Annotated in this window: 36 protein-coding genes; 14 read left to right on the top strand and 22 right to left on the bottom strand. The window is 61.9% G+C overall.

The genetic code is table 11. From position 1 onward, the window contains the following. Window positions 1–199: 199 nt before the first annotated feature. From OYT13_RS16910 to OYT13_RS16830, 17 genes are all read right to left on the bottom strand, one after another. On the bottom strand, window positions 200–496 hold the full coding sequence (locus tag OYT13_RS16910; protein ID WP_268566692.1) for a helix-turn-helix transcriptional regulator: 297 nt from the start codon (window positions 494–496) through the stop codon (window positions 200–202). A 73-nt stretch (window positions 497–569) separates the two neighbouring features. Further along, window positions 570–917, bottom strand: a complete 348-nt coding sequence (locus OYT13_RS16905; RefSeq protein WP_268566691.1) for a DNA cytosine methyltransferase — start codon at window positions 915–917, stop codon at window positions 570–572. Further along, on the bottom strand, window positions 914–1,276 hold the full coding sequence (locus OYT13_RS16900; RefSeq protein WP_268566690.1) for a four helix bundle protein: 363 nt from the start codon (window positions 1,274–1,276) through the stop codon (window positions 914–916). Before OYT13_RS16900 ends, OYT13_RS16905 begins: the two co-directional genes overlap by 4 nt. 38 nt (window positions 1,277–1,314) lie before the next feature. Then, complete coding sequence (locus OYT13_RS16895; RefSeq protein WP_268566689.1) at window positions 1,315–1,779, bottom strand: hypothetical protein; 465 nt, start codon at window positions 1,777–1,779, stop codon at window positions 1,315–1,317. A gap of 41 nt (window positions 1,780–1,820) precedes the next feature. Next, window positions 1,821–2,249, bottom strand: a complete 429-nt coding sequence (locus OYT13_RS16890) for a hypothetical protein (protein ID WP_268566688.1) — start codon at window positions 2,247–2,249, stop codon at window positions 1,821–1,823. Between the two features lie 53 nt (window positions 2,250–2,302). Further along, window positions 2,303–4,042: an AAA family ATPase gene (locus OYT13_RS16885; protein ID WP_268566687.1), complete on the bottom strand. Its 1,740-nt coding sequence runs from the start codon at window positions 4,040–4,042 to the stop codon at window positions 2,303–2,305. Next, window positions 4,039–4,701, bottom strand: a complete 663-nt coding sequence (locus OYT13_RS16880; RefSeq protein ID WP_268566686.1) for a DNA translocase FtsK — start codon at window positions 4,699–4,701, stop codon at window positions 4,039–4,041. The genes OYT13_RS16885 and OYT13_RS16880 overlap by 4 nt, the downstream gene beginning before the upstream one ends. An 11-nt stretch (window positions 4,702–4,712) precedes the next feature. Next, entirely contained in the window at window positions 4,713–5,759 is a 1,047-nt protein-coding gene (locus OYT13_RS16875) for a hypothetical protein (protein ID WP_268566685.1), read from the bottom strand. After that, window positions 5,756–6,247, bottom strand: a complete 492-nt coding sequence (locus OYT13_RS16870; RefSeq protein ID WP_268566684.1) for a hypothetical protein — start codon at window positions 6,245–6,247, stop codon at window positions 5,756–5,758. The genes OYT13_RS16875 and OYT13_RS16870 overlap by 4 nt, the downstream gene beginning before the upstream one ends. Window positions 6,248–6,254: 7 nt before the next feature. Beyond that, a complete protein-coding gene (locus tag OYT13_RS16865) occupies window positions 6,255–7,052 on the bottom strand; it encodes a RecB family exonuclease (RefSeq protein WP_268566683.1) in 798 nt (265 codons plus the stop codon). 114 nt (window positions 7,053–7,166) lie between these two features. Then, a complete protein-coding gene (locus OYT13_RS16860) occupies window positions 7,167–7,319 on the bottom strand; it encodes a hypothetical protein (RefSeq protein ID WP_268566682.1) in 153 nt (50 codons plus the stop codon). Then, window positions 7,316–7,546 carry a hypothetical protein gene (locus tag OYT13_RS16855; RefSeq protein WP_268566681.1) on the bottom strand — a complete coding sequence of 77 codons (231 nt, stop codon included), beginning with the start codon at window positions 7,544–7,546 and terminating at the stop codon, window positions 7,316–7,318. The genes OYT13_RS16860 and OYT13_RS16855 overlap by 4 nt, the downstream gene beginning before the upstream one ends. After that, a complete protein-coding gene (locus OYT13_RS16850; protein WP_268566680.1) occupies window positions 7,543–7,737 on the bottom strand; it encodes a hypothetical protein in 195 nt (64 codons plus the stop codon). Before OYT13_RS16850 ends, OYT13_RS16855 begins: the two co-directional genes overlap by 4 nt. Window positions 7,738–8,035: 298 nt before the next feature. Further along, the gene (locus OYT13_RS16845; RefSeq protein ID WP_268566679.1) at window positions 8,036–8,908 is read right to left on the bottom strand and encodes a DUF6414 family protein; all 873 of its coding nucleotides are present in this window, start codon (window positions 8,906–8,908) and stop codon (window positions 8,036–8,038) included. A 346-nt stretch (window positions 8,909–9,254) separates the two neighbouring features. Further along, a complete protein-coding gene (locus OYT13_RS16840) occupies window positions 9,255–9,761 on the bottom strand; it encodes a hypothetical protein (RefSeq protein ID WP_268566678.1) in 507 nt (168 codons plus the stop codon). A 72-nt stretch (window positions 9,762–9,833) separates the two neighbouring features. After that, window positions 9,834–10,073 (bottom strand): DUF3761 domain-containing protein, encoded by a 240-nt coding sequence (locus OYT13_RS16835; RefSeq protein ID WP_268567894.1) that lies wholly within the window; start codon window positions 10,071–10,073, stop codon window positions 9,834–9,836. Between the two features lie 175 nt (window positions 10,074–10,248). Then, on the bottom strand, window positions 10,249–10,998 hold the full coding sequence (locus OYT13_RS16830; protein ID WP_268566677.1) for a S24 family peptidase: 750 nt from the start codon (window positions 10,996–10,998) through the stop codon (window positions 10,249–10,251). A 97-nt stretch (window positions 10,999–11,095) separates the two neighbouring features. On the opposite strand from OYT13_RS16830, the gene OYT13_RS16825 reads away from it, so the two are divergent. Then, on the top strand, window positions 11,096–11,425 hold the full coding sequence (locus OYT13_RS16825) for a hypothetical protein (RefSeq protein WP_268566676.1): 330 nt from the start codon (window positions 11,096–11,098) through the stop codon (window positions 11,423–11,425). A gap of 87 nt (window positions 11,426–11,512) precedes the next feature. On the opposite strand, the gene OYT13_RS16820 is transcribed toward OYT13_RS16825, so the two are convergent. The 3 genes from OYT13_RS16820 to OYT13_RS16810 all read right to left on the bottom strand — a co-directional run bounded on the left by OYT13_RS16820 (window position 11,513) and on the right by OYT13_RS16810 (window position 12,667). After that, window positions 11,513–11,770: a hypothetical protein gene (locus tag OYT13_RS16820; RefSeq protein WP_268566675.1), complete on the bottom strand. Its 258-nt coding sequence runs from the start codon at window positions 11,768–11,770 to the stop codon at window positions 11,513–11,515. A gap of 154 nt (window positions 11,771–11,924) precedes the next feature. Continuing rightward, a complete protein-coding gene (locus OYT13_RS16815) occupies window positions 11,925–12,170 on the bottom strand; it encodes a hypothetical protein (RefSeq protein WP_268566674.1) in 246 nt (81 codons plus the stop codon). Next, window positions 12,167–12,667 carry a hypothetical protein gene (locus OYT13_RS16810; RefSeq protein ID WP_268566673.1) on the bottom strand — a complete coding sequence of 167 codons (501 nt, stop codon included), beginning with the start codon at window positions 12,665–12,667 and terminating at the stop codon, window positions 12,167–12,169. Before OYT13_RS16810 ends, OYT13_RS16815 begins: the two co-directional genes overlap by 4 nt. Window positions 12,668–12,821: 154 nt before the next feature. Between OYT13_RS16810 and OYT13_RS16805 the strand changes: the two genes are divergently transcribed. Genes OYT13_RS16805 through OYT13_RS16775 form a run of 7 tightly spaced genes read left to right on the top strand, consistent with a single transcriptional unit; the run spans window position 12,822 to window position 16,648 of the window. Then, window positions 12,822–13,136 (top strand): hypothetical protein, encoded by a 315-nt coding sequence (locus tag OYT13_RS16805; RefSeq protein ID WP_268566672.1) that lies wholly within the window; start codon window positions 12,822–12,824, stop codon window positions 13,134–13,136. Between the two features lies 1 nt (window position 13,137). Continuing rightward, window positions 13,138–13,617, top strand: coding sequence for a hypothetical protein (locus OYT13_RS16800; protein ID WP_268566671.1), 480 nt, complete (start codon window positions 13,138–13,140; stop codon window positions 13,615–13,617). Next, window positions 13,614–14,585: a YdaU family protein gene (locus OYT13_RS16795; protein ID WP_268566670.1), complete on the top strand. Its 972-nt coding sequence runs from the start codon at window positions 13,614–13,616 to the stop codon at window positions 14,583–14,585. The genes OYT13_RS16800 and OYT13_RS16795 overlap by 4 nt, the downstream gene beginning before the upstream one ends. Then, window positions 14,536–15,312 (top strand): hypothetical protein, encoded by a 777-nt coding sequence (locus tag OYT13_RS16790; RefSeq protein WP_268566669.1) that lies wholly within the window; start codon window positions 14,536–14,538, stop codon window positions 15,310–15,312. Before OYT13_RS16795 ends, OYT13_RS16790 begins: the two co-directional genes overlap by 50 nt. Before the next feature lie 3 nt (window positions 15,313–15,315). Beyond that, window positions 15,316–15,519, top strand: a complete 204-nt coding sequence (locus OYT13_RS16785; protein WP_268566668.1) for a hypothetical protein — start codon at window positions 15,316–15,318, stop codon at window positions 15,517–15,519. Next, entirely contained in the window at window positions 15,516–15,989 is a 474-nt protein-coding gene (locus tag OYT13_RS16780; protein ID WP_268566667.1) for a RusA family crossover junction endodeoxyribonuclease, read from the top strand. Before OYT13_RS16785 ends, OYT13_RS16780 begins: the two co-directional genes overlap by 4 nt. Before the next feature lie 32 nt (window positions 15,990–16,021). Further along, window positions 16,022–16,648, top strand: a complete 627-nt coding sequence (locus OYT13_RS16775) for a hypothetical protein (protein ID WP_268566666.1) — start codon at window positions 16,022–16,024, stop codon at window positions 16,646–16,648. Between the two features lie 180 nt (window positions 16,649–16,828). Here OYT13_RS16775 and OYT13_RS16770 read toward each other — a convergent pair whose 3' ends face one another. After that, window positions 16,829–17,224, bottom strand: coding sequence for a type II toxin-antitoxin system HicB family antitoxin (locus OYT13_RS16770; protein WP_268566665.1), 396 nt, complete (start codon window positions 17,222–17,224; stop codon window positions 16,829–16,831). Then, window positions 17,221–17,580: a type II toxin-antitoxin system HicA family toxin gene (locus tag OYT13_RS25180; protein ID WP_327198099.1), complete on the bottom strand. Its 360-nt coding sequence runs from the start codon at window positions 17,578–17,580 to the stop codon at window positions 17,221–17,223. Before OYT13_RS25180 ends, OYT13_RS16770 begins: the two co-directional genes overlap by 4 nt. A 44-nt stretch (window positions 17,581–17,624) precedes the next feature. On the opposite strand from OYT13_RS25180, the gene OYT13_RS16760 reads away from it, so the two are divergent. From OYT13_RS16760 to OYT13_RS16735, 6 genes are all read left to right on the top strand, one after another. Next, window positions 17,625–19,040, top strand: coding sequence for a site-specific DNA-methyltransferase (locus tag OYT13_RS16760; RefSeq protein ID WP_268566664.1), 1,416 nt, complete (start codon window positions 17,625–17,627; stop codon window positions 19,038–19,040). A 76-nt stretch (window positions 19,041–19,116) separates the two neighbouring features. After that, window positions 19,117–19,632, top strand: coding sequence for an HGGxSTG domain-containing protein (locus tag OYT13_RS16755; RefSeq protein ID WP_268566663.1), 516 nt, complete (start codon window positions 19,117–19,119; stop codon window positions 19,630–19,632). Further along, window positions 19,601–20,908, top strand: a complete 1,308-nt coding sequence (locus tag OYT13_RS16750) for a phage terminase large subunit family protein (protein ID WP_268566662.1) — start codon at window positions 19,601–19,603, stop codon at window positions 20,906–20,908. Before OYT13_RS16755 ends, OYT13_RS16750 begins: the two co-directional genes overlap by 32 nt. 13 nt (window positions 20,909–20,921) lie before the next feature. After that, window positions 20,922–22,310: a DUF4055 domain-containing protein gene (locus OYT13_RS16745; protein ID WP_268566661.1), complete on the top strand. Its 1,389-nt coding sequence runs from the start codon at window positions 20,922–20,924 to the stop codon at window positions 22,308–22,310. A gap of 141 nt (window positions 22,311–22,451) precedes the next feature. After that, window positions 22,452–23,225 carry a DUF6651 domain-containing protein gene (locus OYT13_RS16740; protein WP_268566660.1) on the top strand — a complete coding sequence of 258 codons (774 nt, stop codon included), beginning with the start codon at window positions 22,452–22,454 and terminating at the stop codon, window positions 23,223–23,225. A gap of 64 nt (window positions 23,226–23,289) precedes the next feature. Beyond that, a complete protein-coding gene (locus tag OYT13_RS16735) occupies window positions 23,290–24,618 on the top strand; it encodes a P22 phage major capsid protein family protein (RefSeq protein WP_268566659.1) in 1,329 nt (442 codons plus the stop codon). Window positions 24,619–24,633 lie beyond the last annotated feature (15 nt).

Here is a 24,633-nt window from a genome sequence, read left to right as displayed (position 1 = left end):
GCCTCGTTATGCCCCTAAAAATGCCCTCGGATGGGGCGAGAATAGGGGGCATGGCGTCCCAATTGCGAGAAAACAAAAAACCCGCAAAGCTAATGCTTGTGCGGGTTTTGAGGACTTCGTCGTACCCAACGATTTAAGTCGCTGGTGCCGGAGAGAGGAATCGTGAATTGCCGGGAATAGACCTGCTGGCTTGCGTCTGTCAGATTTCGACTCCGACGATACCCCCAGAAGTACCCCCATCGTCGGCGCCGTTGACCGCAATCGAGTTGAGCAGTCGGCGGATATCTTCGACTCGCCACGCGACTGTGCTGGGCGACAATTGGACCGGAGCAGGGTAGCGCTTTTCCTTCACGCCGCGCAACCACGTCGTGCGCGAGACAGGGAAGACGGCGAGCACCTGCGGCAGCCGCACGAAGCCCTCGGCCGGCAACGTCGGTGCGTCGTCGCGTGTGCGCTTCGGTGCGCGGAACTGTTCGGTATGCTGTTGGGCATTCATCCTCGTATCTCCCAAGCGCGGGCCGTGACCCGCAGAATCTTTTCCAGTGCTTCGGCCGTGGCCGGGTGGGTGGTCATGCTGCTTTCTCTATTTCCAAGTTCTCGACGCTCTGTATTCGTCCGCCGATCCACCGCATCACGTTCACCGCCATGCTGTTGCCGAGGGCTTTGTATCGGGGCCCATCCGCTGCAAGTGGCGAGCGGGTGACGTTTCCATGCCGATTACGTTTCGGCAGATTGATCGACGTATAGTCGTCCGGGAATCCCTGAAGGCGCTCGCACTCGCGCGGGGTCAGTCGGCGCACCGCTGTGCCGACCATCACGGCCTGATGGCCACCGCCGTTGGTGTGGCTGTTGGTGGGCTTGTGACCCAGCGGCGCGACCAGATTCCGGCGCACGGGTATGAGAGCCTTGACTGTCATACGGCAGGCGCCTTGTTCGCGGATTTGAGCCAACCGCCGGCCTGCTTTCCGATGCTACCCAGCAGCTCGATCGATTCTGCCCACAGCTTATGCGAGAGGTATCGAGCATCGTGGCCGACATGCAGCAAGACCGTTACGGCCCGCTGTTCAGTCAGCAACTTTTCGATGTACTCGGCGCGCGCCTCACGCTTCGAGGCGTTCGCCAGTGCCATCAGATCGAGCATGTCGACGCAGTGCTGGGTGATCTTCTCGCCCAGAATGCGTTTCATGCTTCGGGGCATCTGCTCCTGCACCTTCAGGGCGAGCGACAACAGACGAACGCCGGTCCGGTGAATGGGCAGTGTGGAATGCAAGGCCATATGGCGGGGCTCAGTTTGAAAGGATTAAAGAATCGAGATCAGAATCTGCGGACGGCAACGGCCAGGCCCTCGGAGCTCTTGTGGGTGAGGCTCGTGCCGCCGAAGTCGAGGTTGCAATACCAAGCGTAGGAGGCGTTTTCGTGAGCCTCGTCGGTCCAGAACCAGCCTTCCTTGGGCAGGTGAGGCCGACAGTTCGCGAGCAACAGACGAGCTTCGGCGCGAGTCGGTCGGCCATAGCCGAGGTTCTTCGCGAATTCAGCAGAGCCTTCCCACGAATGCGCTGCCTCGGGGGAAACGGCGACAAGGACCAGACGGTGCTTTAGCGTGCCGTCCTCGTTGAGAACTTCGCCGGCGTAGTGCTCGCCGGGGCGCAGTTCGACGACGGCGGCGGGGATTTCAATTCGCGTCGTCTTCGGCGTGGCAACCGCTGCGAGCAGTGATGCGGTCAGTTCTGCTAGCTCGGTTTGCTTGGCGTAGACGGCTTCCAGCGTGACTCGGGTCATTGCTTGTGGCTCCGGTGCAGTGCGTTGAAAGGATTGAAGGATTAAGCGGTGAGGGGAATCAAGCGGACGGCAACGGCCAGGCCCTCGTAGCTCTTGAGGGTGACGTTCGTGCCGCCGTAGCTGAGGTCGCAACCCCAAGCGTAGGCAGCGTCATCCTCGTCACCGGTGTCATCGCTGAGCAGATCTGCCGTGTAATACCAGCCGCCCTCTGCAAGTTCCTCCTTTGTGGCGCTGAGGCGCAAAAGATGGAACACCGAGCGCGTTGGTAGTTCACCGCCGGCCTCACGAGCCCAATCAACGCATGCCTGCCAGTTACGTTGCTCGGTCGCCCTGTTCGGCAACAGGATGACGGCGCAATGAGTGCCATCCTTGCGGGTGGTGATGCCGCGGAACGTTCCGCCGGCAAGTTCGCCGCGAAGTTGGGGCAGCGACGAGAAAGACCGGCTTTCGAGGATTTCTGCGTGGTACATGGTTTCTCCTAGGGTGTTTCGATCAGCGCGACTGACGTCGCTTGTTACCGCACTCATGCTGCCGCCTTCGATCCACCGACGCAGTGGTCGGCGATCCAGTAAGTGGTGATGGATTCGGGCATCTGGCCGGGCGCCGACTTCATGCTCATGAAGACCAGGGCGGTGTCGATGTCGCCCGCGTGCGCCAGATCATCGAGCCAATACAGCAGGTTGTCGCGCTCGGCACCGACCAGCACGTCGGCGCGATCGAGCATCAACACGCGCACGCCGGACAGGTGGGCGATGGCCTCGGCGATCAGGGCGTCGGTGCGCCACTTCTCGGACTCGGACAGCAGGGCGTAATCGCGGCCGTCGGCCGTGATCGACATGTCGGCGCCGATGACAACGCGCGACCAGCCAGCGGCATCGGATTGGATCTCGGCCCGGGCGTTGATCGGCCCGAGGGCTGCGGCGAGCAGATCTGCGGGGATGCCGTCCGGGCCCAGCGCGGTCGCGAGCGCATCCCACGCGGCGACGTCTGCGTGGTGCTGCGCCGCGCGCTTCGTCTTGTCGGCGGCCTCGGCGACGGCCCGTTGCGATGCTTCGATACCTGCGACGATCGTGCGCGCCTTCGCGGCGTTGTCTTTTGCTTCGGCATGGGCGCGCTCGACGTCAGCTATTGCCGGGGCGTCGCCGGCCGCATCCGTTGCGGCATCCTTCACGAGCAGATCCAACTGCGCCGCGGCATCGCGCGCCCGGTCGAATTCAGCCTCGCGGCTCTTCACGGCGTTTTGCAGCACCGTCAGGCTCTTCTCGTACTCGGGCAGACTCGCCGCTGCATCCTCGTTGCGCTCGGCCGGTGCGTCGGCCGCCAGCTTCCCGGCGAGATAGCGCAGCAGCGCGCCGCACTCGGGGCAGGTGCACGGCATGCCGTCGACCTTGCCGCCGGCGGCGGCGCGCAGCGCTTCCACCTTCGGCAGAAACTCGGCCAGTTCGGCGCGGGCACGCTCAATCGATTCCTCGGCCTTGGGAAGCTTTCCGGCCAGTTCTCGAAGGCCAGCCGCGCGCGCGTCGCGCTGTTGGCGCTGGCGGTCTGCCGCGTCGATCTCGCCGAGTTGCCGTTGCAGGTCTGCAGCCTCGCGGTCGAAGCTGTCGATAGTCTCGCGGCCTTCGGCCAGCGCGGCAGCCAGATCCGCGGGATCTTCAGTACCTGCCGGCGCCGCGGCGCGCCAGCCGTTGGCCTTCACACTGCCGTACGTCTCACCGGTGACTGCGCGCCATGCGCCTTTGGCGGCCGTTGCCTTCGTCTGCGCCTCGCTCGCGGCGGCGTCGAACCCGGCGCGAACCAGCGGCAGGACCGCTTCGACCTTGTCGCCGGTGATGTCACGGGCGGCGAGGCGCTGGCGCACGTCGTCAGTGCCCACGGTCACGCCCATCAGGTCGAATAGGAACGTGCGGCGAGCCTTGGCGTCGAGGCTGGCGAAGCGTTGCGCATCCAGCACGAACGGCGTGCGCGGGTCGGCCGGAATGGTCTGTGTGATCTTGCCGCCAGGCAGGGCGACGTTGTTCGCGCGGCCACCGTCAGCGACGACGACGATGGAACCCGACTCGGCGCCGTCGTGCACCAGGCGCCCGTATTCCTTCTTCAGCGAGACGCGTACGCTTTCGCCTGCCAGCGCGAGGCGCACGGCGTCCTGAATGCTCGACTTCCCGGCGCCGTTCGGGCCGCAGAAGAGGGCAACCGGCGTGCACAGCTCGACGTCGGCCGTGCGGATGCCGAGGAAGTTGGTGGCGTGGATGTGGGTGATCTTCATGCGTGGGCCTCTTCGTGTCCGAGGATGTCGCGGGTGCCGTCAGCCTTGGCAGCCGAGACGAACGAGCCATGTTCGAGCATTTCAAGCAGCCGGGCAGCGCGGTTGTAGCCGATGCGCAGATGGCGCTGTAACATGCTGATCGACGCTTTGCCTTCGGCGCGTACCAGGCCGATCGCTTCCGGGTACAGTTCATCGACACTGGCGTCGTTTGTGCTGAACGAGTCACCGAAGCCGAGTTCGCCGTTCTGCGGTGACAGAAGCACGTCGATATCGTCCTGGAGGAACTCGGCGATTCGTGCCACCTCGTCTGGGCTCGGCTTGAAGGTGGCGAGCATGGTGAGCGCCACCTTGAAGCCGTCCTTCGGCTCGATCGAAAACTTCTTGACGCGAACCGCGGTGAACACGCTGCCGACCATTTCGAGGCGGTAGTCGCTGAGTTCATTCGTGAACGTGATCGGGCCAAGCGCCTTGTTTCGCACGGCGCCGTTCGAGAAAAACGCGAACGCCGGCAGACCTTCGTCGAAAGCGGCCATCACCAGGTAATCGGTGACGGCGCGCAGCTTGAGGTCGAGCACCAGCTCTTGCTCGTCATCCGGCCCTTCCTTGCGAGTATTCAGGTGCTGGATGACGGCTTTGCCGCTGAATTGGAATTTCTCCATGGCCGTTGGTCTCAGTCAGCGTTCAACGGCGCGCGCGTACGGCGACCGGCCGGTGTGGCGGTGCTCGATTCGTCAGCGGCCTGCGTCAACTCGCGCATGCGGCGTGCGGCGACCTGGTTCAGCGTGGCCTTTTGCGCCTCGTCGGGGATTTCAGCAATCAGGCTGCGCGCGAAGTCCAGTGCCTCGACGCTCTTCGCGCTGAGCAGCTCGCGGTTTACGTCTTGGAAGGTAGGGGCGTCGCCGTCGCGGTCAGCATCGTCGCTTTCGTCGATATCGAGACCGGGTTGCTGGCCGTCGCCTTGGCTGCCGCCATCATCCATAGTGGTGGTACCGACGTCGCTTTGTGAGGACGCTTCGACGATATCGACGGACTGTGCGGGTGTCGCACGGGTGCCACCTCGCAGTTCGTCGACGGTGGTCTTGGCAACCGTAAAGGTGCCATCGGGGTACACGTCAACGATGTCTTGCGACTCCTCGACCGTCGGCAGCCCCATACTCAGCTCCGGCGCATTCGTGCGGGCCCAGAACGCTGCAGCGCGGTACATGAACATCTGATCCGGCATGGTCTTCCACTTCGAGCCGTTCTTCGAATCCCAGCCCTCGGCACGAACCATCTTCCAGGTGACCCAGACGCCGTTCAGGCGTTCGCCCGTGGCTTTCTCGGTGGTCCAGGCGCGGCAGCCATAGTCCTCGGAACCAGGCTTGTCTTCATTGCGCCATTCATACTTGAGCGAGGCATAGCGGCCGCACGCGTTGACGGTGGCGATCAGAAACTTGCTCGACCAGCTCGGTTGCCCGTGCACGTCGTAGAGGTTTTGCATGATGAAGATGGGGTCGGCATTCATCCGCTGAGCCATGTTCAAAGCGATCATGCAACTGGCGAGGTTGCCGCGATATGCCTTCGGAACCAGGTCGGTGCTCACGAAGGCCTTGGCGACGCGCTGCATGAGTTCGAAGCCCTGCAGATCAAAGAAGCCAGCGCGAACAGTGGGCATGTTCGCTTCGCGCGGGGTGCCGGCAGCGAGCTTCATTTCGGCGAGAGAAGTGGTGGCGGTCATTTGTTTTCCTTCTTGGCGGTTCGCTTGTTGCGGTTTTGCTCGATCCGGGTTGCCCAGCGGCAATTCCCGGGCTGGTAGTGGCCATTCGTGTCGATGCGGTCAATGCTTGTGTCAGGCGGGCGCTCGCCCATGTCAGCGAGGAACGACTCGAAGCTGTTCTTCCATGCATCGCAGACGCGAACCCCGCGACCGCCGTAGTCCTTGAACTGTCGGTGCTTCGCATCGCTGCAGCGCGCGAGCATGGCGCGCCAGCTCCGATAGGTCGGCGTGTCGTAGTGACCGTGTGTGGTCTGCTTCTGACGCATCAGCTTGGCGCGCAGGCAGCCGCAAGATCTGGACTCACCGGTGCGCAAGGTCTGCGCGGCGATGACACGCTCGGTTCCGCACGCGCATCGGCACAAATAGCGAGTCGGGGCGGGCGGGTTCATGTCTCGGATCAGGACAGTCCAGTTGCCCATGGTCTTGCCTTCGAGAGGGATGCGTTGCACGGCTGCCTCAGCTCTTGAAGGGGCAGACGGCGTGACGCGGGCAGTACTTCGCCGAGCACAGCACCGATTTGCCGTTGCCGTAGAAGCTGCCCGAGTGGATCAACTTCGATGCGTGCTGAAGCAGCCCCGGCTGCTCTTCGGTGCCGACGAGTGCAGCGCGCGCGGAAGCGATTTCGCCAATGCCGACGCGTTGCGATGCGGGCGTCTTGCCGGTGTTTAGTCCGATGATTTGTGCGGGGGCGGTGATAGGTACACCCATCGAGTGTTCCGCGAGCAGCTCGTAGACGCCCATCTGCGGGCCGTGTCCAGCGGTGACGGCGAGACCGTCGGCGCCCACGGCTCGGCCGCCCGACTTCAGGTCAGCAATGCCCGCGCCGTCTTCCATCGTGGAACGCACGCGGTCGGTCGTGCCGGTCAGCGCGAGTCCCAGCTCGGGAATCTCGAGGCGTTCGCACAGGACTTCTACGCCGATGTACAGCTGCGTGGGGGCGATTTCGGCGCAATAGCGGGCGTGCAGTGAAAGTCCGATGCGCTCGGCATCCGCGGGCTTCGTATCTTCCCAGTCGACCTCTTCGTCGTTCCCATGCAGCGTGTCGACGAGTGCGCCGGCGGCGTCGTCAGCGGTGATGGGCTGGCCGTCGAGTACGGCCTGGTCGAATGCGGCGGTGCCCGCGTGGATAGCGGTGCCCAAGCGGGCGGCTGGGCCGCTAGGCACGCGCATGCCCAACAGGTGTTTGGCTTCCCAGCGCGCGGGGCAGTCGAAAAGCTCCGCCAGCGAACTGGCGCGGATGGTCACGATTTGCATGGCGGTTCTCTCAGTGGATGCGGACGAAAATCAGGTCGTTGCCGGTCCAGCGGCACGACGGCCGCCAGCCCAAAGCGCGCATGCGCTCGATGAGGTCGTGAAGGTAGGGATCGCTCACACGGTCCTCCCGTACGTCGGGACGTCGGCTGCGTAAGAGTCGGCGCTGTACTTGAAGATGCCGACCAGCAGGAACAGGAAGACGAGGACGGCGAGCATGCGCAAGCAGAACGCGCTGAAGTCGCGGGCGAGAAGGGCGAGGCGGATCATGCGGCGCCTCGTGCATCGGCGAGCGCACCGTGAAGCATGCGGAATGCCTCGATGCGCTCCTGGGTAGGTTCCAGCTCGCTCATGCATTGGATCGCCGCGTCAGCGGCGTTGACCAGACCGATGACCTGGTCGGCCCAAGCCGGATAGACCGGCTCGCCGCCTGCCGCCGTCTCGGCGTTGTATTGCGCAATGGCATCGAGCGCCATCTGCTTGATCCCCGTCTTCACAGAACCCCCTGTGCACGACGCACGAGCAGGCGGCGCAGGTCAGCGCTGATCGATTCGGGGTCGCGCAGTTCGTCGCGCGCTTCCTCGATCGTCAGGTCGTGCCGTTCCGCGTAGGCAGCCAGATCGTCGGCCACGTCGAACGAGGTCTGATACCGCTTTTCCTCGAAATCCTCGACGTAGCTGACGTTCATCTCGCTGGCCCCTTCGTGCTTCACTTCCGAATGCGCTTTCGCGCGGCTGACGCAGCTGCCGGTTCCCGGCCCGGCGACCCCGCGTCATGACTCGTCAGTCAGCGGAATGGGGTGGGTTGTGTGCTGCGTTGGAGTGAATTATTACCAAAATGGTAAATCAAGTCAAACCAAAAAGGTAATGTTTGGATTGATTTTATTTACTGAATTGGTAATGTCGATAGCGCAAGCTAGGCACGAGGGATTGCGGACGCAAAAAAGCCCGCGCGAGGCGGGCTTGTGGGGTGGCAACGGCAATCAATTATGGCGATGTGCGCTTAGTGACGACGCGGAATATCATGATTGGCGTGATCGCGTAAGCGTCAGTGGTTCGGCCCACCATTTCTCTAACCGACGATAATAGTGTCGAAACGGATTCAATCATGGCGTTCGCATGCGTGACGGAAGGGGCTACGTCGGTCTCGTCGGGAACGGCGTCGAGAACTGCGACCATATGCCATTCGCCTCGCATTTGAGATCCATGAGCAAGAGTGAGAGATGCGGTACTAACAAGCATGTTCTCCTCTTTGAGGCATGCCCATATTTTCCTTCCCTCTTTATCCGAAAAATAGATCTGAGGCATCGGTGGCATGACATTGAGGATGTCACCGATTGAGTCCAGCTGCTTGCGCGCACTTTGAAATTCGGCCCGATTCTTGTGTGTTGGTTTGATGTCGGAAGTCATCAGGTTGATGCCTGGCTTCCATATGTTCTGCATGAATTTGACATCAAGCAGCTGCGGAACCCCAGAGCACAGCACCAGCCCCCCGATTCCAGCGCGAGCCAAATCCCTTTCGATGAAATCGAACTCATCAAGTCTATCGAGTACTGATATCGGGCGTGTCCAGTGCGCGTCGTACAGATGCTCGAATGCCTCGGTCGCACTGTTTGTGGCGCCGAGTTGTCCCCCCAAGGACGCACCTAACCGTGCTTTCAAAATGAGAGCGTTCTTCTCCCCATTCCCATCAACTTTGCCCGAAATCTGGGACGTTGCGCCCTCGCTAGATTGGGCGGAAGACTTTGTGGATGTCAGGAGACCGCCATCAAACAACTGTGAAAACCAATATTTTAGTTTTTCTGAATCAATGTACAGAAAATCATAGATGGAATCTATGTTTTGTGAGCCTTGCTCCATTACGAAGGTCCTCTTCTATTCTCTTTCGTTTTTCTTCGAGGCTCTTCTGTGACCGAACTATCGATTCCGCAAGTTCCCTGAAACCCGCGCGAACGCCGTCCGCGGAAGGGGCTTCCGCTAAGAGCTCTTCGAACAGCTTTTCAGGGACTTTACTCATAAGACCATTCTATCAGGACTATGCGAACCGATTTCTAGCACATGCCGAGCCATCTTACCAAGCATTTTAGAGCGCGTCTTACAGAATTCGACCTCAATTCCGGTTCACTGAGATCGCGTTTGCCACTATCGTCGCCGGTAGCGTCTATGCTCGACCATGGGTCCCGAACACGCCCGTGGACCCCGAAAATCATCGCTTCTTGACCGGCTCGGCCACCCAAGACACGGTCCAGGCCCCCTTCTTCGAAATGGTCTTCTCGCCGACGATTTCGAGAAGCCCCATGTCGGGCGAGTCAGGGATGTTGTACTCGGCCGAAATTACCTTGTAGCGCTTCTTGGGGTCGAGCATGACGCACTGACCATCAGGATTTGATTCGGTGATGACCATCGCAAGCATTTTGGTCTGTTCGCCCTTCGCGCCGTAGTCGAGCGCCTCGCCCAGGGCATCCTTCGTCAAGCAGGCCAGCGATGACTGCGGGAAGCGAACGAGGGCCTCTGCCTCGATCTGCTTTGCGCGCGCGGCAGCAAGCTTCTTCTCGTGTTCCGGATCAGCTTGGGCCGTTGCCGAGGCCGGTGCGGATGGCTCGGCGGCTGCCGACGCAGGTGCGGATGGCTTCTTCTGTTCGTCAGCATCACTGCCGCACGCCGCCAATATGCAGACGCTCAGTGCTGCAACGGCAAATCCCCATTTCGTCATTTCTTGTTTTCCCCTAGTCGTTCGTGACGCCCACTCTCGCCGGATGGCCCGATTACCGTCGACGGTCGACTTTCATTCCCATTCCGCCACACCCCCGTGGCGCGAGCAGGTGCCGCGGTGAGAATGGCTGAAGCTGTACGAACCGTCACGACACCGCGCCGACGTCCCGTCAGGCTTGGCGCCGTTCTTGGTATGCGCTGGCGAATGGACGGTTTCCCCGCGCTTGTTCGCGTAGTGGCCGTGCTCGACGAGTTGGCTTTCCTGCGGCTCTATGTACGTTGAGCGCGCTTGTCTGGCACAGGCAGGTCCCATGGTGCCCAGAAAGCCGGCGGCCGCGATGAATGCTAGTACTGCGCCCCGTAAGTACATTCGTTCCCCCTCTTTTGATTCTTATCGCGGCTGATGGCCGTCTGCTTTCACTTGGTGAGCGTTTTTGATTCCTGACGTCAGAAGCAGGCCATACCATAGAAATGTCGCGCCGAAAGTGCTAATTGCCGCCGCCCCAGCCGGATCCCGATCGGTAGATCACCTCGCCGACGATCACTACGAACTCGAGCATGTTAGGCGGGATCTCCTTGTCTCGATATTTCCCCGAGTTGATCGAATGCAGGACGATGCCCCCGCCTGCAAGCGTGAATATCTGCTTCACGAGCGGCTCGCCTTCAAAGTAGATGGCGTACACGCGCCCGTCACGGATGGCGGTCTTCGTGTCGTCGATGATGATCGAGTCGCGGTTGAACAGATACGGCTCCATGCTGTCGCCGCGCACCACCACCATCTTGCAGTTCTTCGGGTTCGATCCGATTTTCTTGAAGAAGCCTGCGTCGAAGGGTAGGGCGTGCTTTTGCCGCAGTTCCCACTGGATGCCGCCGTTGCCAGCTGAAAAGCCGTAGTCGTATCGGTCAATCCAGACCCGGTCGGGGTCTTCTGGCAGATCAGATGGATCCTCGTAAACCAGCACATTGCCCTTGTCCGCTGGCAGCGGAAGGGTCACGTTGGGCTGCTCGTCAGTGCGGCCCGAGTGCTCAACATCCATCCAAAATTCTGGGTAACCGAAAGTCGATTCGATCTTCCGAGCGGTGCCCTTGCCAATGGGTTTGGCGCCGGAAATATAGCGGCTTACGAGCGATGGCGTCGAATACCCCAGCTGATCTGCAGCGGTCGTTTGGCTGTTGCCGCATTTCTCGCTTACAGCTGAAGCGAAGTTTCGGCGGCGGATTTCCTCGATTGATTTCATGGGACAAATTAAGCCACCCCTTACCGAATTGGTAAATGCACCACTGGGGTAACAAAATGCGCTTGAGATATTACCAAAAAGGTCATAACATTCGTGCATGAACACCTCCGATACCGAAGACTTCAAGGCCTTTTACCGGTCGCTCAGCGCGACCGATAAGCGCCGCTTTGCCCAGGAAGCCGGAACCACGACCGACTACATCGAAACGCACCTGGTGTACGCGCGGAAAGTTCCTCGAAAGCAAAGCATGGATCGCCTTTTCGACGCTTGCAAAAATCACGGCGCGAAGTTCGATAAGGCGGGGTTGATTGCGTTCTTCTACGGAAGTCCCGAGGAACCTCACCCAAGCCCCCGAAGTCGCCCTCCCGCCCAAAGAGGCGGTGAGGGCGCAACGGCTGACGGGGAAACTGCGGGGGCGATCGCATGACGAAGGTCGCCCCGAGCACGAGCATTGGTCCCCGCAGTGCTGAAGGCGCAGCGGGGAACTCCGGTGAATTGTCCGATGAGGTCATGTTCAACGAGGCACTGCGTCGTCATTTGGTTTCCGAGGCGGATCGCCGATCAATTCTAGAAAGGCGGCGCAACGCTCGTCGAAGTGAGTCAGGTACTCGTCAGAGACGTGGCTCGCGATGAGTGTGTCCCGCCATTTCTCTAGGTTGCCGCTGAGCACCGCTTCGTATCCGCGATCCGCGCTGCGCTTGATGGTGGTTGCCAGCGCCAACATAAGCACATCTATCCGGGCCGCAAGCTCGGGCGAGTTGTTTTCGATCACTGAGGGTTCCTCTCTTATGAGAAGTCAATCGGGCTGTGGTGACTGCGATCTTACTGGCGTGAGCCGGAACCCTCACCCAAACACAACGGAGTGCAAATGAAGATCGTCCCGATCCATCGTCGCGCCGGTTTCCTCTGTACCGTCGCCTCGCTTTTCAGCGCATGGCGGCTGCATCGCGCTGACCGCCAACACCCCAGTCCCTACTACGACCCGAAGCAATTCCGGGGGCGTCGATGAGCTCATTTCCGAAGTTCCTTCCCGCGCGCGTTGAGTTTTCCGGTCCGGCGTGCGAGTTGCACGTCACTGTGCCCATCGGCATTGGATCGAAGACGTTCTGGTCGCCAATGTCGTTCGGTGCCGCATTCATCGGCTGGATCCGGTTCGAGTTCGTGGCGGTCATGCATGGGGAAGCAGTGTATGCAGCCACTGAACTACGTCCGGCACATTCTGAAGCCCCTTCTCCACTAGAGATTTGGCCAGTGTTTTCATCGCTTCGGACGAAAGGGTCGACAGATGCTTCTTGAGCGCCGACTTTTCCGCGGGGCTCGCAGCGGAAGCGTCGACGCGCGATTCGATCAGATCCTTGATCGTGTCGGCGTGCAGCTTGACCGTTACCACACCAAAGATTGCAGACAGGCCGCCGTCATCGGCAAGGAAATCCATGCCACGGGCCGTGATTGTAGGCAGTCCGAGCATCGCCCCGCCATTCAGACTGTACGAAATTCGGGCGTCTATCAATCCATGCGCTTCGAGGTATGCGGCGTTCGCGATGTACTTTTCTTCAGTCTCATCGTCAACGTCTTTCAGCATCGGTCGAATGTCATGGGCTCTGGGATAGCTCGACGCCAGTTCGGTCAGCAGTTCCCGCTGGTAAGCGCGGTCCAATTTCAACGTCATGGGGATTCCCCTTGTCATAGCGTCAACGGTGTCAGAGCCAACGATTCTAAGGCAGGTGGGAATCCTCACCATTTCTATTCGGCGCAGTCGCGCCGCCTCGTTTGTTCTGTTGGAACCAATCGTATGGATCACGAACCGCACGTGGGAGCAACACATGAAGGTTGCTGAGAAGAACGAAAATGTGGTAGTGGGCCTCATCGCGAAGCGTACCCAGATCGCCGTCGCGAACGCTCTCGGCATTGACCGGACGAACTTCAACCGCTTCCACAACAGCCGCGGTCACGGGCTGTCTCTCAAGAAGTTCTGCGAAATGCTCGAGCTTCTCGGCCTTGATCTGTCTCGGCTCGAAGGTGCGCCGGAAATCCCTGAAGACGCAGACACGGTCACGATGCCGCGCGCTGAGTACGAGGCGATGCTCGAGCGGCAGGACGCGATGCGCACGCTTCTCAAGCACTCGCTGGGGGACTGATATGGCTGCGAGCAAGCGCCCCCGCAAACCATACCGCCCGGGCCGCAATGGCTGCGGGGTACTACTGCGCGCCGAACCGTGGAAAGTGGCGGCTGTTTTCGGCCCGCTCGAGCAAATCTTGGACGAGCTGGAAGGTGAAGGCACTGTATCGGCTATGCCGAACGGGACGCCGATTTTCCAGGACACGAACGACGGTTGCTGGTACGAGATGGTGCCGGCGCTTGCCGGCTTCGTCGACGCTTACGAGATTCACGAATCACGCTGCGGCCGTGCCATGCCGCTGGAACCGCTGCGCCTGCTGGCGCGCAAGTTGGAAGTGAGCATGCCATTGTTCGACACCGACACGGTGCCGGCGCGCGCAGCGCTCGCGGTGCTTAAAGCGGAAACGATGAACATGCGCGCGGATTACGCGCGCGACCTGGTGCAGACGGTGCGCATCCAGGTCGAAATGGAACAGGTCCGCGAGGCTGGGGCGCCATGAACTTCTACAAGCGACACATCGGTGACTACCTGAAAGACACGGCTCATCTGTCGTTGCTTGAGCACGGCGTGTATGCGCGCCTGCTCGACGTCTATTACACCCGCGAGGCCGCTATCCCGGACGATCAGGCCGCGCGCCTGGTGTGTGCACGTTCCCCTGAAGAGACGGAAGCGTTACGTAACGTGTTACGCGAGTTCTTCACGCGTGACGGTGACGTGTGGGTGCAGGCCCGTTGTGAAGCCGAGATTCAGTCTGCTAACGGCGGCACGGAAGACGAGCCGAAACCGAGCAGGACCACGAAGGCGGAACGACAGAAGCGCTACAGGGAACGCCGCAAGTCCCTGTATGAAGCCCTTAGAAATCATGGGATTACGATGCCTTTCGATGCGTCGATTGAGGCGTTGGAAGATGCATTGTTGCGTGTCGCCGTTACGCCACGCGTTACGCCTAAACATAACGGTAGCGACGCCAATGGCGACGTAACGGAAGACGTAACGGCCACGGCTACCAGAAGCCAGACACCAGAAGCCAGAAGCCAGAGTGAAATCGTCATTGGTGCTTCAAACGCTGTAGGTGCTCGCGTAACGCGCTTCGACGATGACGTCGTTCCGCTCAACGAAGCCGACTGGGCGAAGTTCTACGGCGATGAGCACGGGATCGTCTTCGACCCTGCCAACGTCCACGACCGCAAAAAGTTCATGCCGCTGGCGAAGGCCTGGGTGAACGCCGGTGTGTCGGTCGGGCAGATGCGCGCTGCGATCATCGACGCGCAGGGACGGGCGACGGAAGCCATCGCCTACCTGCCGGCCTACGTCGACCGTGTGCTCGCCAACCAGGGCGCACCCCGCGCCTCGCCGCGCAGCGCCGAAAACGCAGCGATCCTCGCCGGCCTCGCCGGTAACCCCTTGGGAGACGAGTATGGGAACGACCCCGGCACCATCGACGTCGACGCGACTATCGTCGGCTGACTGGCCGCATGACGCGGCACCGCAGCGGCTCATCGAACGCCTGTTCACCCTGCTTGGCCAGCGCTACGGCGCGCGGCTGGCGGACATGTGGCGCGGCGGTGATCCGGCTCGGCCCGAGACCGTGCAAAAGCACCTCGACGGCGTGAAGCGGCAGTGGGCCTTGGACCTTGCCGACTTGACCGCACCCGAGTGGCAGCGTGGCATTGCCGCGCTGCGCGATCGACCCTACGTGCCCACCTGCCCGGAATTCCGGCTGCTTTGCCGGCCGCGCCAGCACGTCAACGAGCTGCTCGACTATGCCGTCGCGCAGCTGCACCGACGCGACACTGATGGCGGCGACGTCTGGCCCGATCCGGCGCTGTACTGGGCGGCGCAGCGTGTCGGCGGGTACGAGATGCGCACGTTCGGCCGGGACGTCCTCGTGAAGCGGTTCGCCGCAGCGCTCGACGCGGTGCGTGACGAGGGCAACCTGCAGCCCGTGCCGGCCGCAATGGCCGCGCTGCCCGCCCCCGGCAAAGCCACGACGGACAAGGCGACAGGCCGTGCTCACCTCGCCGCGATTCTGGCGGCCCGGCCGGGTCGGTCGGAACGTTCGCCCTCGCGTACGCGCGAGGCGTTGCTCCCGATTGCCGATCGCCCCGACGCCGTTGCGAAGTTGCTCCCGGATTCTGTCGTCGCGTACGCGCGAGGGGAAGGCAAGGGCGCTGCTCAGGTTCCAAAGGCATGACACATGGACCTTTGCCCACTGTGCCGCGCCAACGCCGGACGCCTCGACTTCACGAAGCCGTGCTGCCGCGTCCGGCACCTGATGGCGCTGCCGAAGGTCGAAATGCGCCGCGCGACGCTCGACCGGTGGCGCAGGCAGTTGGGCGAGACGGCCGTGAACCAGATCGAAACCGAAGTGAAGGCCCGATGGGCAGCGAGGAACGCATGACTGATAACCGCCATCTGTTCGACGAGACCCGGCTTCTGCGCCGGGTTGTTTTCTCCGTGCCCGGCCAGCCGGTGGCGAAAGGGCGACCGAAGTTCTCGCGCCAGGGCGGCTTCGTGCGCACGTACACGCCCGAGAAGACCGTGAACTACGAGACGCTCGTGAAGCTGGCCGCCGGCGAGGCAATGGCGGGCGCCGCGCCGATCGACGGCCCGGTCGAACTGTGGCTCGACATCGAACTCACGATCCCGGCGAGCTGGTCGAAGAAGAAGCAGGCGGCGGCCGTGGCAGGGAAGGTGGGGGCGACGAAGAAGCCCGACGCCGACAATGTGCTTAAAGCGGTGAAGGACGGGATGAACGGCATCGTCTGGAACGACGACGCCCAAGCGGTCGAGTACCGCATCAGCAAGCGTTACAGCCTGACGCCTGGCGTGCGGGTGCAGGTTGAGCAGTTGCCGCTCGAAGCGGCGTGATGGATTGGCACTTTTGACGGGGGAACAGGCCAATGAACGAAGCATTCCAAGACACTCGACAGGCGCTGCACGTGGCGTACCTCGTTCTGTCGCTGCCGCCGCGCCAGAAGGCGCCGTTCCGAAACATGCTGATTCGGATCATCGAAGCCATCGACAAGCCGACGAAGGCGCAGGAAGCATGGCTGAACGAACTGCGCGGGCCGCAGGGCGAGTATGACCCCGACCGGCTGACGCTCGAGGAATTCCGGACACAGTGCGCCATGATCACGGACGCAGCACACACCAGGTTGCCCGCGCCGGAATATGCCGCGGTGCTCGCGCGCTTCGCGCACGACGACCAGAAGGTGGCCGGAATCAACGCTCTGGCGGTATGGTCGCGGAAGTCGAGCGGCATTACCGCCGTTGCGCTGCTGCGGGATCTCGCCGCGTGGAATTACCTGCCGCGAACGAAGCGCGAGGGCGCATCGATTCGGGATCTGGCCGAACAGCACAAGGTGACGAAGGACAAGGCGTTCCGCGCTGCGAAGTGGATGGCGGGGCGCTTCGCCGAGCTGGAAAATCTCGCAGTCGCGCGACTCGAAACCGGGTTCGTGCTTCACGGCGTTGTGCCGCCAGCAAACCGTCCCACGTGCGAGTTCGCCCAATCCGTTGCAGCGTAAGGACTTCGAAGGAAAAATCCCTTGCAGTTTTGCGACAAAGCACCTAAGATTCGCCAATACTCACCGCGAGTACACCCAAAGCCCGCCCAGCGCGGGCTTTTTGCATTGGTGGATCGAAACCACACGAGGCTGCCAACAGCCAAGAACTGCGGCAGGCATCTCATGTAGTGACGCTCAGTGTTATGCGTGTTCCATCTCGCGCTGTGCCGCGAGCGCCAGGAACGCCGAGCGCGACATATGGCGCTTCTCGGCCACAGCGTCGATTTGATGTACGAGACGCTCGGGCAGGCTGATGTTCAATCGAATCGCCTTGCTGCTGACCTTCGACAGATCGATGTCGACGAACATCCAGCAGCCCGAGCCGTCATCCACTTCGTGCGCGTGCAGCTTGTGGATGTCGTAGGTCGGGGCCGGGATCGCTTCGGCGCTGTCTTCGTACATAAGCTCGACGGCTTCCTGAGCCATGCGCTCGAGTTCGTCGAGCGTATCGGCTGCGGTGTGCACGCCCGGAAGATCCGGGAACGCGGCGCCGAAGGCGCTATCGCCTTCTTGCCACACGTAGATCGGATATTTCATTCGCTTCTCCAGTCAATGCCCGCTTGCTTGAAGATCGAGCGGGCGGTGCCAATCGGCATGTCCTTTTTCGGGTGCGGGACGATCACCACTCGACCGTTCTCGTGCCGAAATTTGTGGTGGCTGCCTCGCACCGACACTTCGGTGAACCCGGCGGCCTTCAGTCGTTTGATGATGTCTGCGCTTGTCATGTGTGTAACTTTACACAATACACAATGTTGTGTAAAGATATTTTGCGCAGGTTGACGCGTATCGGTTGATTCGCCCGTCAGGGCACAGACCATAACGCCGCGTCGCTGCCCGGGCCAGCCGGCCAGTGTCCGATCCCTTCTCGAAATAACCCCGGCAGCGCGCCACATGTCGCCACCCGTACCTCCTGCGGGGAAACGAGCGGTGGGGGCGCGTGGATGTACCGATTTCAGCATCACCCCTATTTTTCCCGTCTATGAAAAAGCCTGCTCAACTCGCGATCGTCTACCGGTCGACGGATGAGCTGGCCGCGTACGAGAACAACGCCCGCACGCACAGCGCGGCGCAGATCCAGCAGATCCGTGAGTCGCTTGCTGAGTTCGGCTGGACGAATTCCGTCCTGATCGCCCACGGCGGGATCCTCGCCGGACACGGCCGCATTGAGGCGGCTGTTGGAATGTGGGAATCGGGCGAGAACATCGCCATGTGCCCGAAGCCATTCGAAGTGCCGACGGTCGACCTGTCGCACCTCGACGCGGCGCAGCGGCGTGCGTACATCCTTGCAGACAACAAGCTGGCCGAAAACGCCGGTTGGGACGCGGACCTGCTCGCGGCGGAACTGACCGACCTGAAGGACGACGGCTTTGACCTGTCGGTGATCGGCTTCAGCGATGCTGAGCTGCGCGAACTATTCGCCGAACCCGGCGAGCCCGGGCCGGGCGGCGAAGGGTCGCTGGCCGAACGATTCATGGTGCCGCCGTTCAGCACGCTCGATGCCCGCGCGGCGGCGTGGCAAGACCGCAAAGACGCATGGCTGGCGCTGGGCATCCAGTCTGAGGTAGGGCGCGACGCACCAGCATACGGCGATGCCAGCGAGACGCAGAAAGCGGCACGCGGCGCCCCGGCGCAGCATCGCACCAGCGTGTTCGACCCGGTGCTGTGTGAGCTGACCTATCGCTGGTTCTGTCCGGACGGTGGCACAGTGCTCGACCCCTTCGCCGGCGGCAGCGTGCGCGGCATCGTCGCCGCGCGCCTCGGACGGCGGTACGTCGGCATGGAACTGCGCGACGAGCAGGTGGCCGCCAACCGCGAGCAGCTTCACCTGATTGCGCCGGACGATCCGGCGCCAGCGTGGCAGGTGGGCGACAGCCGCCACATCGGCAAAGCACTGAAGGACGTCGCCGCCGACTGCCTGTTCTCGTGCCCGCCCTACGCGGACCTCGAGCGCTATTCGGACAGGCCGGAAGACCTGTCCACGATGAAGTACCCCGAATTCCTTGCGGCGTACCGCGAAATCGTCGCGGGCGCGGCGACGCTGCTGAAGCCCGACCGATTCGCCTGCTTTGTGGTGGGCGACGTGCGGGCGCGCAGCGGCGCGTATCGCAATTTCGTGTCCGACACGATTGCCGCCTTCCTCGACGCCGGGCTGACCCTCTACAACGAGGCGATCTTGCTCACTGCATTGGGCAGCGCGCCTATCCGCGCGGGCAAGCAGTTCGCCAGCAGTCGCAAGCTCGGCAAGGTGCACCAGAACGTGCTGGTGTTCGTGAAGGGCGACTGGAAGAAGGCTGTCGCTGCCTGCGGTGAGGTAGACATGACGGACGTTCAATTTCCCGATCCGGATGAGTGATCTGGGGCTGTCCCCAGCGGTTCTGAAATAACACCCCATGCAAGACGGGCCGGGGGCTCGTCGATAGGAGGCCCCGATGGCTCGACTGTGCGGGGCGAAAACCCGCTCGGGCGCGACCTGTAAGAACGGGGCCATGGCCAACGGGCGGTGCCGGATGCATGGCGGGAAAACGCCCCAGACAAACCAGAACGCGGCCAAGCCGGGTTCGCTATACAGCAAATACCTCACGCCGGAAGAACAAGCTCAGTTCGATCAGATCGAGCTGGGCCGCGTTGATGACGAATTGCGGCTGACTCGCATCCGCCTGGCACGCGCACTGGGTCAGGAGCAGGAAAAAGGCGGAACGCTCGAGGTCGATTCCGCAGTGAAGCGTCAGGGAGGTGGCCCGCAGGTCGCCGCAGCCGAATTGCACACAAAGCGCCGTGATTACGTGGGCATCATCGATCGCTTGACCGCTCGCATCGAATCACTTGAGCGTACTCGTGCTGAACTCATGAAGGACGCGCCGCCGGGCGGTGACGATGACCTGACGCGAGATGATACGGTCATTCTTAAACCTGATGAGCCGATCCCCGAAAATCCAGTCGTCTAACGTCGCGCTCACGCCCAAGCAGGCAAACATCTTTGCGTGGGGCTGGCAGCCAGAGGCGCGCTTCCGTGACGCGGTTTGCGGCCGTCGTTTTGGCAAGACGTTCCTTGGTGCGAAGGAAATGCGACGAGCGGCCAAGCTGGCCGTGAAGTGGAACGTCTCGACAGACGATGAAATCTGGTACGCCGCGCCAACGTTCAAGCAGGCGAAGCGAGTTTTCTGGCGTCGGCTGAAAAAGGCGATCCCGCCGGGCTGGCGGTTTGGCAAGCCGAATGAGACCGAGTGTTACATCACGCTGACGTCGGGCCATGTGATTCGGGTCGTCGGACTCGACGCCTACGACAACCTCCGAGGCTCGGGCCTGTTCTTCGTTCTGGTCGACGAGTGGGCAGATTGCCCGTATGAGGCTTGGGAAGAAGTCCTGCGGCCCATGCTTTCGACTTGCCGCTATTACGTGGATGGCATCGAGCGTCGCGGCGGTCATGCCTTGCGCATCGGGACGCCCAAGGGCTTCAATCACTGTTATGACACGTACCTCGCTGGTCAGGGACGCGAGCCGGATCACAAGAGTTGGTCCTACACGTCGGTGCAGGGCGGAAACGTGCCACCCGAGGAAATTGACGCAGCCCGGCGCAGCATGGATCTGCGCACGTTCCGTCAGGAATACGAAGCCAGCTTCGAGAACTACCAAGGCGTCATTTACTACTGCTTCGATCGCCGCCTGAATCATACGGACGAGACGATTCGCCCCGGCGACGAGTTACACATCGGCATGGATTTCAACGTCGGCAAGATGGCCGGAATCGTCCACGTCGTTCGTGGGGATCTGCCTCGCGCTGTAGACGAACTGGTAGACGTATTCGATACGCCGGCGATCATCGAGAAAATCGCGCAGCGATACGCCGGGCACAGGATCGTGGTCTACCCAGATGCGTCGGGTGACAACCGCAAGACGAGCAACGCCAGTCAGTCTGATATCGCGCTGCTGAAGAAGGCGGGATTCACCGTCGTTGTAAATGCTACCAACCCTGCCGTCAAAGACCGTATCAACAGCATGAACGCGATGCTTTGTAACACCTACGGCGAGCGCAGATTGCTCGTCAACACGAAGAAGTGCCCAAAATATACGCAGGCGCTTGAGCGACAGGTTTGGGACGAGAAGGGGCAGCCAGACAAGACCGCTGGCTTTGACCACCCGAACGATGCTGGCGGCTACCTCATCGTGAAGCGCTGGCCGATTGTGAAACAGACTGTCACGGTTCAACCGCTGGCCGCATAACGAGACTCTCAGCATGTCCAACGTTCGCACCCCGTCCGCTGTAGTTGCCGACGCGGCCGAGGATCTCGCCCTGATTGCCGCCTTGATGGGCGGCACGCGTGGAATGCGCGCCGCGGCCAAGAAGTATCTGCCGCAGTGGCCGAACGAGGCGGACAACGCTTATGACGCACGCTTGAGCACTGCGACGCTTTTCCCCGCGTTCCCGCGTACGGTAGAGGTGCTGGCCGCAAAGCCGTTTTCGCGGCCGATAACGCTCGGCGACGACATCCCATCGCGCATCAAGCAATGGTGCGAGGACGTCGACCTTCAGGGCCGCAACCTGCACAGCTACGCCGCGTCGCTCGCCGACGCAGTGCTCGCCGAAGGCATGGCCGGCATCCTGGTCGATCACCCGACGAAGGAGAAGGGTGTCAAGACGGTCGCAGATGAGCGGAAAGCGGGTCTGAGGCCGTACTTCGTGCACATCCGAAAAGGCGACATCCTCGGGTGGCGCTCGGTGCGTATCAAGGGGGTCGAAACGCTTACGCAACTGCGGCTGCTCGAGCGGGTGACGGTTGAGGATGGGCCATTCGGCGAGAAGCAGATCGAGCAAGTTCGCGTGCTGTACATCGGGAAGTGGGAAGTCTGGCGCGAGACAGAAAAGGTCGACGAGCAGGGTGACAAGGTGTGGGCTGTCCACACAACGGGCACCACGACTCTGAGGCGCATACCCTTTATCGTCGTGTACGGCAAGCGGACGGGTTTTATGACCGCCGTGCCGCCGCTGATGGAACTCGCACACGCGAACGTCGAGCACTGGCAGTCGAAGAGCGACCAGCAGACCATTCTGCATGTCGCGCGCGTTCCGATTCTTTTCGGCAAGAACCTTGGCGACGCGCAGATCGTGGTCGGTGCTTCCACGGCAATCAAGGCCGACTCAGCCGACGCCGACCTGAAGTTCGTCGAGCACACCGGGAAGGCCATCGAGGCCGGTCGGCTCTCGCTGCTGGATCTCGAAGACCGGATGCGCCAGGCTGGCGCCGAATTGCTGGTCATCAAGCCTGGCAACGTGACCGAGGTCCAGACGCTCGCGGACAACGAGCAGGGCATGTGTGCCTTGCAGCGCATCGCGCACGACGAAGAAGACGCGATCGACGCGGCGCTTCAGTTGATGGCTGAATGGGTCGGTGAGGCACAGGGCGGCCACGTCACGATCTATAAGGAATTCGGTGCAGCAACCCTCGCGCAGGCATCGCTCGAGCTGCTGCGCGACATGAACATTGATGGCACGTTCTCTGATGAATCGCTGTTCCGAGAGGCGCAGCGGCGCGGCGTGATCAGCCCGGAATTGGACTGGAACGCCGAGAAGACCCGCATTGCCGCCAACCTCAAGCGCCCTGGCGCACCAGTGATCCAAGACTGAGCGGGCGCGTGTCACACGATTTACCGAAGGCCCCTGGCATCGCGCCCGGGGCCTTTTTCATTGCCTGTCCGGCGGACGCCGACTGGCGCACCGCGGCGGATGCCGCATTGAATTGAGGGCGGATGCCCGAGGAAAGCCACCATGCCATTCAAGTACGACGCTGAAGGAAACATCGTCACGCAGGAAGTCAACGGCCAGAAGCTGCCTGTCTTCGTCAACGCTAGCGGCGGTGAAGCGCCGTTCGACGCTGACGCAACGGTCGGGAACATTTCACGGCTCAACGGCGAGGCCAAAAGCCACCGCGAGCGAGCCGAGAAGGCGGAAGGCACTCTGAAGGCGTTTGAGGGCATTGGTGATCCCGCTGCTGCTATCGCCGCGCTGGAAACGGTCAAGAACCTGAACGACAAGAGGCTGGTGGACGCCGGCGAAGTCCAGAAGGTGAAGGACCAGGCGATCGCATCCGTTCGCGCCGAGTTTGAACCCGTCGTCAAAGAGCGAGACTCGCTGAAGACGGCGCTTTTCGACGAGAAGATCGGGGGTGCTTTCGCGCGCTCGAAATTCATCGGCGAGAAGGTCGCCATCCCGGCGGACTTCGTTCAGGCGTCGTTCGGTAAGCACTTCGCCATCGAGGACGGGAAGATTGTGGCGAAGGACGCGAGCGGCAATCAGCTATTCAGCCGCACCCGCCACGGTGAACCTGCCGATTTCGAAGAAGCACTCTCGATCCTGATCGATGCCCATCCACAGCGGGACAGCATCCTGAAGGGTTCGGGTGCAAGCGGCGGCGGTGCGAGTGGCGGCGGCAACGGTGGCGGCAGTGGCAAACGCACGATCACGCGTTCTCAGTTCGAGGGCATGGGGGCGGCCGAGCAGGCAGCCGCCGCGCGCGACGCGAACGTGACGATCACGGACTGATCGGTCCGAATCCCAACTGAAGGCCGCCCAGGGCGGCCGTTTTCGTTTGAAGAGGCTCATACACATGAAGCGTTTCCTTTCCACCCTGCGCCGCACGGCGCTGGCCACGATCGCAATTGCAGTCGTGGTCTACCCGATGGCGACCATGGCAAAGGTCGCTTCCAAGCTGTTCGAGTTCATGGGAGGCGCTGCCGCCTTCCCCGTCAAGGGCGGTGGCATGGTTCTCGGGGCAAACACCCTCACTGGCCTCATCCCCACGATCTATGAGGCGCTGGACGTCGTCTCGCGCGAGCTGATCGGTATGATTCCCGCCGTTTCGCGGAACAGTTCCGGCGGTCGAGCGGCGCTCAACGAGTTGATCACGATCCCGATCGCCCCGCCTGGTCAGCTGGAAGACAACACGCCGGCCGTTACTGCCCCGAACTCCGGCGATTCGAACATCGGCAACGTGCAGATGACCATCAGCAAGTCGAAGCATGTACCGATTCGCTGGAATGGTGAAGAGCAGAAGGGCATGAACAACGCCGGCACCTACGCTGGCGTGCTGATGAATCAGTTCGCGCAAGCTTTCCGCACTCTCGGCAACGCGGTCGAGGTCGATCTCGCCACGACTGCATATCAGAACGCATCTCGTGCCTACGGTACGCCTGGTACGGCCCCGTTCGGCACCGCCGGTGACCTGTCGGACATCGCCCAGGTGCGCAAGATCCTCGACGACAACGGCGCGCCGCAGATCGATCTGCAACTGGCCCTCGGGTCGTCGGCGATCGCCAACCTGCGCGGTAAGCAAAACGTCCTGTTCAAGGTGAACGAATCCGGCACCGACGAACTGCTGCGCCGGGGCATGATCGGCGAGCTGGAAGGCATGGCCATCCGCAACTCGGCGGCCATTAAGCCGATCGCGAAGGGCACCGGGGCGAGTTATACCACCGACACGGCCGGCTATGCCGTCGGCGCCACCCAGATCAACCTGATCACCGGCACCGGCACGGTGCTGAACGGCGACACGGTGACCTTCGCGGGCGACGCGAACAAGTACGTTGTGGCAAGCGGCGTGACGGCCCCCGGCGTGGTCACGATCGCGGGCCCGGGCCTGCTGCAAGCTATCCCGGCGTCGGCTACCGCCGTCACTGTGGGCGCGACGGCGACGTCGAACCTCGCTTTCAGCCGCTCGGCGATCCAACTGATCACCCGTGCCCCCGCAATGCCGGTTGGCCCGGACGGTAAGGCGATGGACATGGCGGACGACGTCATCCAGGTGACCGACCCGGTCACTGGGATCACGTTTGACGTGGCCGTCTACCGCCAGTTCATGCAACTGGTCTACCACGTGCGCTTGGCATGGGGCACGCAGGCCATCAAGCAGAACCACATCGCCGCGCTGCTCGGGTAATCCCGCGCGACGCGT

The sequence above is a fragment of the Pandoraea sp. XJJ-1 genome (genome assembly GCF_026802345.1).
GTDB classification, from domain to species: Bacteria; Pseudomonadota; Gammaproteobacteria; order Burkholderiales; family Burkholderiaceae; genus Pandoraea; species Pandoraea cepalis.
Note: the sequence above shows the minus strand (reverse complement) of the source record. Positions and strands in the feature narration are given on the sequence as shown.

What these genes read in the sequence shown, in the direction of transcription:
- OYT13_RS16785 (WP_268566668.1), top strand. Translation starts at nt 15,316, where the DNA reads ATGGACCTTTGCCCACTGTGCCGCGCCAACGCCGGACGCCTCGACTTC.
- OYT13_RS16905 (WP_268566691.1), bottom strand. Translation starts at nt 917, where the DNA reads ATGACAGTCAAGGCTCTCATACCCGTGCGCCGGAATCTGGTCGCGCCG.
- OYT13_RS16800 (WP_268566671.1), top strand. Translation starts at nt 13,138, where the DNA reads ATGGCTGCGAGCAAGCGCCCCCGCAAACCATACCGCCCGGGCCGCAAT.
- OYT13_RS16755 (WP_268566663.1), top strand. Translation starts at nt 19,117, where the DNA reads ATGGCTCGACTGTGCGGGGCGAAAACCCGCTCGGGCGCGACCTGTAAG.
- OYT13_RS16810 (WP_268566673.1), bottom strand. Translation starts at nt 12,667, where the DNA reads ATGACGTTGAAATTGGACCGCGCTTACCAGCGGGAACTGCTGACCGAA.
- OYT13_RS16895 (WP_268566689.1), bottom strand. Translation starts at nt 1,779, where the DNA reads ATGACCCGAGTCACGCTGGAAGCCGTCTACGCCAAGCAAACCGAGCTA.
- OYT13_RS16880 (WP_268566686.1), bottom strand. Translation starts at nt 4,701, where the DNA reads ATGGAGAAATTCCAATTCAGCGGCAAAGCCGTCATCCAGCACCTGAAT.
- OYT13_RS16780 (WP_268566667.1), top strand. Translation starts at nt 15,516, where the DNA reads ATGACTGATAACCGCCATCTGTTCGACGAGACCCGGCTTCTGCGCCGG.
- OYT13_RS16890 (WP_268566688.1), bottom strand. Translation starts at nt 2,249, where the DNA reads ATGTACCACGCAGAAATCCTCGAAAGCCGGTCTTTCTCGTCGCTGCCC.
- OYT13_RS16845 (WP_268566679.1), bottom strand. Translation starts at nt 8,908, where the DNA reads ATGGAGCAAGGCTCACAAAACATAGATTCCATCTATGATTTTCTGTAC.
- OYT13_RS16745 (WP_268566661.1), top strand. Translation starts at nt 20,922, where the DNA reads ATGTCCAACGTTCGCACCCCGTCCGCTGTAGTTGCCGACGCGGCCGAG.
- OYT13_RS16875 (WP_268566685.1), bottom strand. Translation starts at nt 5,759, where the DNA reads ATGACCGCCACCACTTCTCTCGCCGAAATGAAGCTCGCTGCCGGCACC.
- OYT13_RS16860 (WP_268566682.1), bottom strand. Translation starts at nt 7,319, where the DNA reads ATGATCCGCCTCGCCCTTCTCGCCCGCGACTTCAGCGCGTTCTGCTTG.
- OYT13_RS16815 (WP_268566674.1), bottom strand. Translation starts at nt 12,170, where the DNA reads ATGACCGCCACGAACTCGAACCGGATCCAGCCGATGAATGCGGCACCG.
- OYT13_RS25180 (WP_327198099.1), bottom strand. Translation starts at nt 17,580, where the DNA reads ATGTGGCGCGCTGCCGGGGTTATTTCGAGAAGGGATCGGACACTGGCC.
- OYT13_RS16805 (WP_268566672.1), top strand. Translation starts at nt 12,822, where the DNA reads ATGAAGGTTGCTGAGAAGAACGAAAATGTGGTAGTGGGCCTCATCGCG.
- OYT13_RS16840 (WP_268566678.1), bottom strand. Translation starts at nt 9,761, where the DNA reads ATGACGAAATGGGGATTTGCCGTTGCAGCACTGAGCGTCTGCATATTG.
- OYT13_RS16825 (WP_268566676.1), top strand. Translation starts at nt 11,096, where the DNA reads ATGAACACCTCCGATACCGAAGACTTCAAGGCCTTTTACCGGTCGCTC.
- OYT13_RS16775 (WP_268566666.1), top strand. Translation starts at nt 16,022, where the DNA reads ATGAACGAAGCATTCCAAGACACTCGACAGGCGCTGCACGTGGCGTAC.
- OYT13_RS16865 (WP_268566683.1), bottom strand. Translation starts at nt 7,052, where the DNA reads ATGCAAATCGTGACCATCCGCGCCAGTTCGCTGGCGGAGCTTTTCGAC.
- OYT13_RS16910 (WP_268566692.1), bottom strand. Translation starts at nt 496, where the DNA reads ATGAATGCCCAACAGCATACCGAACAGTTCCGCGCACCGAAGCGCACA.
- OYT13_RS16740 (WP_268566660.1), top strand. Translation starts at nt 22,452, where the DNA reads ATGCCATTCAAGTACGACGCTGAAGGAAACATCGTCACGCAGGAAGTC.
- OYT13_RS16790 (WP_268566669.1), top strand. Translation starts at nt 14,536, where the DNA reads ATGGGAACGACCCCGGCACCATCGACGTCGACGCGACTATCGTCGGCT.
- OYT13_RS16835 (WP_268567894.1), bottom strand. Translation starts at nt 10,073, where the DNA reads ATGGGACCTGCCTGTGCCAGACAAGCGCGCTCAACGTACATAGAGCCG.
- OYT13_RS16900 (WP_268566690.1), bottom strand. Translation starts at nt 1,276, where the DNA reads ATGGCCTTGCATTCCACACTGCCCATTCACCGGACCGGCGTTCGTCTG.
- OYT13_RS16850 (WP_268566680.1), bottom strand. Translation starts at nt 7,737, where the DNA reads ATGAACGTCAGCTACGTCGAGGATTTCGAGGAAAAGCGGTATCAGACC.
- OYT13_RS16795 (WP_268566670.1), top strand. Translation starts at nt 13,614, where the DNA reads ATGAACTTCTACAAGCGACACATCGGTGACTACCTGAAAGACACGGCT.
- OYT13_RS16735 (WP_268566659.1), top strand. Translation starts at nt 23,290, where the DNA reads ATGAAGCGTTTCCTTTCCACCCTGCGCCGCACGGCGCTGGCCACGATC.
- OYT13_RS16750 (WP_268566662.1), top strand. Translation starts at nt 19,601, where the DNA reads ATGAGCCGATCCCCGAAAATCCAGTCGTCTAACGTCGCGCTCACGCCC.
- OYT13_RS16830 (WP_268566677.1), bottom strand. Translation starts at nt 10,998, where the DNA reads ATGAAATCAATCGAGGAAATCCGCCGCCGAAACTTCGCTTCAGCTGTA.
- OYT13_RS16770 (WP_268566665.1), bottom strand. Translation starts at nt 17,224, where the DNA reads ATGAAATATCCGATCTACGTGTGGCAAGAAGGCGATAGCGCCTTCGGC.
- OYT13_RS16885 (WP_268566687.1), bottom strand. Translation starts at nt 4,042, where the DNA reads ATGAAGATCACCCACATCCACGCCACCAACTTCCTCGGCATCCGCACG.